The following is a 6,000-nucleotide window of genomic DNA, read 5'->3' on the forward strand; positions in this document are numbered from 1 at the left end:
AAGAAACGAAGTGTTTGTCCTTCGTTTCTTGCTTCTTTCGGTCATTTATCGTTCCAATTCGTTCTCTTTGTCTTTGGTTTTTTCGGCTGATTGCAACTGCTTGAAAGCCGAAGCCACTTCTTTTGTTTGGGTATGGTTCGGATTCATTCCTTCAATGTGCTGCTTCAGGTCGTCTTTTGACTGGATCCGCGGATTTTTTACCAATTGCCAGCCGATTGTCACGCCGTGCTCGGTTTCCGCTCTCAGGTTCTTTTGTTTGAGCACGGAGCCGAGGCGTTCGTTCAAGTGCTTGCTGTTCACCTGTTGCAAGTGCTGTGTGTCTTTGTGCTGCGTCCGGCTCAGGAACCGGTCGGTATTCAAGGACTGGGCGAGTCCGGTTTTTTGGATGAATTGCTCCCCTTCGGCCTTTTTGGTGAAGGTGCGCTGCGTGCTTTCGCCACCTTCCAGCGTCACGGCGTATTTGCCATCCTCAATCTTAGTCACTTTCAGGAAATCCTCGACTTTTCGGTATTCTCTTACCAGTTCGCCTTTGTTTTCCAGTACATTTAAGACGTTATAGCGTTCATCGACCTCTTGCAACGGAACAATCCGATTCGTGTTGGTCCGCAAGTAAAACTGATCATCCCGTTCGTTCTGTTCTACTGTCGCATAAATGACGAGTCCATTTTTCGCATCCAGCAACTGCAAAGTCGGACGGTCCTCGAGTGAAATGGCGTGCTTGTTTTCGATCTCCTTTTTTGTCTGTTCCGGATCGATTGATTGATAGAAGTCCTGTATTTTCTCGCTCTGCAGGGAGTTGAGCTGCTCAATGGTCTCCCGGGAGACGGTCTGCACTTCCTGAATGGCTTGTTTGGCCAAATTCAAATCCTGTGCCCACGTGGCAATGTAACCGGTGGACGAAAGGTCCGTATCAAAGCCGTAATACTGGGACACAATATACGCCGTGCATTCGGCCTGTGCTTCGCGGTGCCCTCTTGGCAGATCTTTCAAGTCGTTTTCCCGGTGGTGCAGCTGGCTGTGGGCATATTCATGGACCAACACCCGGAATTTCTGTTCCGCAGTCGTGGAAACAGCCGTATTGATGACAATGTCATCCGTCTGCCGGTTGTAGTAACCGCCGTAGGTTTCCATCGGATGCGCTTCTTCCTGGATGTTCAGGGAAATCTGATCATTCTGGTTGATCCGGTCAATAAACCGGTCATACAGTTCCGTCAATGACTCCGATGACTGCAGGTCCTTTTGGATGAAATCACGGACATTCGGAATCTCTTTGCCGTCGGTCTGCGAGACATCAAAGACTTTTCCGACCATGAATCCGGTGATGCTCTGTTTGACTTCAGACTCCGGATCACCGTTTTGGTCGCGCAGCACTTCGCCGGTCTGTTCATTGATTTTCTGCACTTCCACCTTCTTGAAGGATGGAACGAGAATGTCGATGCTCTTTTCGCCTTTGCTGACATGGCGTCCGAGCGTCTGCCATTGCTTGAAACCGCGCACCATCGTGGCTTCCGGCTTTTGGGCGGCAATCATCAGGACGTTATTGAAGGAATACTGATGCCCGCTGGCCATGACATCAAGCATGTCCTGGAACCGGTCATTGTTGAACAGCTCTTCGAGATTCTTCTCGAGCCGCGTGTTGATTTCTGTCAGGTCCAGTTTAGTCGACATAGTCAATCACATCCTTTCTGATGTACCAAGCCTCGTACAGGGGTTCCATTTGTCCGGTAATCCGGACGGGGGTGTAACAGGTGATGGCGTAGTCCTGGATATCTTCTTCAAGATCCAGCACACCTTCATACGTGAGCGCCTCAAACGGCACGGGATCATAGAAACTCAAGATCCGCTTATCACTTGCGATGATGTCGCTGATGGTCACAAGCATCCGTGTTCCTCCCTTTCTGCTTATAAAAGCGTCCGTAGATCGATTTCTTCTTTTTCTTTCAAGCGCTCGTCAATCGTTGGTTCGTTTTCAGGCACTGACTCGGAATCCGGATGGTCTTCCAGTTCCTCTTCCTCGTAATCCAGATCGAACAGATCCGATTGATTTATTTCTTCTTCAATCACGCGCGTTGTGTTTCCTCCGGAAGCCAGTGCGACAGGTTCTTCGGGTGGTTCTGCCGGTTCGTTTTCATCAGTCGGCCACTGGACTTCAGGTTTAGATTCCATTTTCGGTTCAGGATGCGGCGCCTGGTACTTCTCCACGTAATCCCCGAAGACTTCCGACTGCCACGCTTTTTGCAGCTTCATGGGATAGAGCCCGCTGACAAACAGGTAACAGTCCTCCCGGGAAATGCTCGACAGGTCGCCTTCCGGAATCAGGGAGCGTTTGACGTATTGTTCCGACTGGCTTTGGCTGGCACTGGATTTCCCGCTTAGGAAACCGCCGCTTTGGCTTGATGAGCCGGTCTGCACTTTGGCGGTCGTTTCACCGGCAAGCTGGGAGAAGTACTTGATCGTTTCCATGTCCTTGCTGCGCAGGAACAGCAGTGTATCGTGATTGGATAGGATGGAACGGGCCATTTCCTTGCCGTAGATGGATTCAATCTGCCCGTTGTCCTGCACAATCGTATTCATGGATAAGCCGAGACCCCGGCACGTGGCCAATACCCGGCCGTATTTTTCGATTTTGCCGATATTCGCGAATTCATCCAGTAAAAAGATGGTCGGGATCTTCAGCTTGCCTTTGTTTTCGTCGGCCATCTTGTAGAACTGGGCAATCAACTGGTCGAAGAAGACCGACGTGAGCGCGGTGAACGGGTTCTCGTCCATCGGTAGCTTCACATACAGCACGCTTTTCTGTTCCTGGAACTCCCGGAAGTTGAAATCGCTCGTCCGGGTCATTTCGCTGATCTTCTTCAAGGTGAAAATGCTGACCTGTGAAGCGAAGGAAGAGGTCACACTGGCGCGCGTATTGCCGCCGAGCGTCGTCAATCCTTTTAACAATTGGTACGCCGGATGGCCGGTTCCGAGCTCTTCGTCCACCCATTCCCGGAAACGGTCTTCATCCGGAGCCACTTTTTCATTGAAGGCATCGAGCACATCCTGCATGCTGGCGTTCGGAATTTCGGTTTTGCAGTAGACGATGAGTCCGGCGAGCATCTTCTGTGCCCGTTCCATAAAGAAGTCCTCTTTGCCGTCTTTGGTGGAGTTTTTCGCAATCGTGACGGACACGCTTTGCGCGTCCTGATCATCCAGGACGTAATCGAGTAAGTTGTAGCCGTCCTGTTTGAAGTTGATGAAATCGATCTGGTAGACCCGGTAGCCCTGTTCGCGCTTGATGGCTGCGGTCTGGTCAAACAACTCACCCTTCGGGTCGGTGACGATCAACGTTTCTTCCTTATTGTTGAGCAGGTTCGGGATGACGTAGGATTGCCCTTTCCCACTCCCGCTGGAACCGACGATGTAGACATTTCGGTTGTCGATGGCGGTCGTTCGCGGAACGATGAGCACCTGTTTTTTATCCGGCATCCGGCCGACAATCAAGCCGTTTTCCAACGATCCCAGCGTCTTTTCCGGATTGGCTTTATGGTATTTGTTCTGTTTGGAGAAGTGCTTGCCGTCAATCACTTCGGCCGGCTGCGTAAAGCGGGCCGAACCGTGAACGCCGAAATCATGGGCATCCTCGTATTTGTGTTCAAATAAGCGCATTTTGGAGAGGAACCAGCCGAAGAAGACAACGGACAAGATCGCCACCAACAGCTGCGATTGCTGGTCGGCTTCATTCAGGAGGAAACCGGTGGTGCCGCTGACATCCAGCAGCAAGCCGTTCAACGATTCCTTTTCGGCAATAAACCGGAGCACACCGGTCAGAGTGTAGCCGACGACTAAGGACAGCAGGAACGTGACGCCGATTTTCACGCCGGCCCCTTTCCGTAATGTTTTTTTCGCCATGATGCTCACGCCTTTCATTCTTTTTCACTTACATGTCAATTTCGAGTCCCAGGTAACGCCGCATACGCGTATTGCGGCCTTTCCGGTTCATCTTGGCGGTTTGCTGCGGCTCTTTCTGGTAGTTGTTCGGATGCGCCGCCTGCCGCATCAATTGATCCAGCAGTTCGGAACTTGCGCGGCCGTTCGGGAACTGGACGAGTGCCTGCTGCTTGTCGTCCAGTCCTTGATAGAACCGGCTGTTTTGCTGGTTTCTGTACGCTTCAAATGCCACACTGCGTTTGTCCTGTTCGGTATGTGCTCGCTTCAGGCATTCGTTCAGCGCCGGTGCTTTGTGGTGCTTCGCGTTTTCCGTGTAATGCTTCAAGAGATCCGTCTTCATTTCCAGTGGCAGCGCCTGAACCTGCTGCAGCAATTTCTCTTTCGCTTCCGGGAAGGTCTGCTGAATTAGTTCATTCAACTGCTTGTCCAGGTGCGCGGCTTTCTCCTGGTAACGACCGATCAATTGTTGCGCGGTGTTGAGTTTGATGGACGTCCGGTAGATGGCTTCCAAGTCTTCTCCACCCTGCAGCAGCTTCTCTTTTTCAGTTCCCAGTTTATTGCGCATCAGCGATTGAATCCGGATTTGTTCGCTCGCTTTTTCGGCTTGATCGCAGGCTTTTGACAGTTCATGCAGCTGCAAATGATGATCCATGTCTTCAGCCAGTGGCACAATGTCCCATTGCTCGTTTCGGATCGATTCCAGGACACGGGCTTTAAAGTCCGCGGTCCGGTCGTTCGTCTGGAACCGGTCGTGGGTTTCCGGATAAAGTTCCTGAAAGGCATTGTGGACAATCAAGCTTTGCACCCGGTAAGCGCGTTCCGCATGGGTCGTGACGGTTTCATTGGTTTTTGCCGATTTGTCGGTATCCTGTTCCAGTTTATCAAAGAGATCCAGCCGTTGGCTGAAGAGAGACGGAAACGTCTGCAGCGAGAATCCTTGTGCTTTTAATGCTTGTGCATCGCGTTTGCCGTTCGCTTGGTGGGACGCCGTCAAGATGGCATGGGTCACAGCCGCTTCGGTCTGTTTCGGTTCAAGCGATCGCTCTTCCCAGCGGTAGAGACCTTCCAGTTGTTTGTGCACGTTTTGGAAGTTCGGTTCTTCTTTCAAACGCCCTGCCATGAACCGCAGACTCTTCTCGTAATCAGCATCCAGCTGCCCGGTGACATGGGCGGTATGACGGTGCAGAACGGCTTGGACATCCAGCGGTTTCTGCTTGTCCGACAGGAAGGAAATTTGCTGGTTCAGCTGTTTGATCTCGGCATTGGTTTTACGGATTTCCTGATTCAATTGGTGGTAGAACGTCTTCGCTTCAAGGCCCTTTTCTTCCATCCGTTTGACGTATTGGTATTCGTTTCGGTCGAGCCGAACTTCCGCAATCCGGTCCAGTCCCTGTTCTTCAAATGACAGCGCCGAAACTTCCTTGTTGATGCCATGCTCCTTGAACGATTGATTGATGGCTTCTGCGTAATTCATGCGCCATTTTACGAGGGTTTCGCGTTCGTTCCAGTCCGTGGAAGGAACGGTTTGAAACACTTTTTTTCCGTCATCTGTCCGGAGAATGTCCCCTTTTTCATCGTACGCATACTGACGCATTTTCTTCTGTCCCCAGCTGCCATCTTCATTGAACGGGCGAACCGTCAGCAAAATATGCGCATGGGGATTATGTAGTTTGTCCCGGTGAATTGAGACGTCCGCCACCATCCCCTCGTCCACGAATTCTTCCTGGACGAACGACTGGATAAGCTCGTGCTGCTGTTTCTCCGACAGCTCAACCGGGAGCGCAATCAGTACCTCGCGGGCCAGTTGCGCGTTCCATGCTTTCTCTTTCTTTTCAACTTCGTTCCATAGCTTTTCGCGGTCGAGTGTCCAGTCGGGTGCATGATCCGGCTTCAGGAGAAAAGAGACCGGGGCCACTTCGCGCGGTTTGAAGCTTTTCATTTCTTCGTCGCGTTCGGAATACAGGTCTTCCCCACTCCGGTAACTGGCACTGGCCACGGCTGACTGGGATTTTTTGCTGATGATGTTGGCTTGCAGACGGAAGTAGCTCACGTTCTCTCACCTCTTTTTTA

The 6,000-nt window shown here is 51.5% G+C and carries 4 protein-coding genes; all 4 read right to left on the reverse strand.

The window, feature by feature from the left end; translation table 11 throughout:
- Positions 1-45 precede the first annotated feature (45 nt).
- From D2910_RS14890 to mobQ, 4 genes are read right to left on the reverse strand one after another with little or no spacing between them, the layout of a single operon-like run.
- Positions 46-1,668 carry an ArdC-like ssDNA-binding domain-containing protein gene (locus D2910_RS14890; protein ID WP_117314070.1) on the reverse strand — a complete coding sequence of 541 codons (1,623 nt, stop codon included), beginning with the start codon at positions 1,666-1,668 and terminating at the stop codon, positions 46-48.
- On the reverse strand, positions 1,658-1,882 hold the full coding sequence (locus D2910_RS14895; protein WP_117314071.1) for a hypothetical protein: 225 nt from the start codon (positions 1,880-1,882) through the stop codon (positions 1,658-1,660). Before D2910_RS14895 ends, D2910_RS14890 begins: the two co-directional genes overlap by 11 nt.
- Before the next feature lie 20 nt (positions 1,883-1,902).
- On the reverse strand, positions 1,903-3,891 hold the full coding sequence (locus tag D2910_RS14900) for a VirD4-like conjugal transfer protein, CD1115 family (protein WP_240633632.1): 1,989 nt from the start codon (positions 3,889-3,891) through the stop codon (positions 1,903-1,905).
- 28 nt (positions 3,892-3,919) lie between these two features.
- A complete protein-coding gene (mobQ, locus tag D2910_RS14905) occupies positions 3,920-5,980 on the reverse strand; it encodes a MobQ family relaxase (protein WP_117314072.1) in 2,061 nt (686 codons plus the stop codon).
- Positions 5,981-6,000: the final 20 nt, after the last annotated feature.

Source organism: Planomicrobium okeanokoites (genome assembly GCF_003428875.1).
GTDB classification, from domain to species: Bacteria; Bacillota; Bacilli; order Bacillales_A; family Planococcaceae; genus Planococcus; species Planococcus okeanokoites.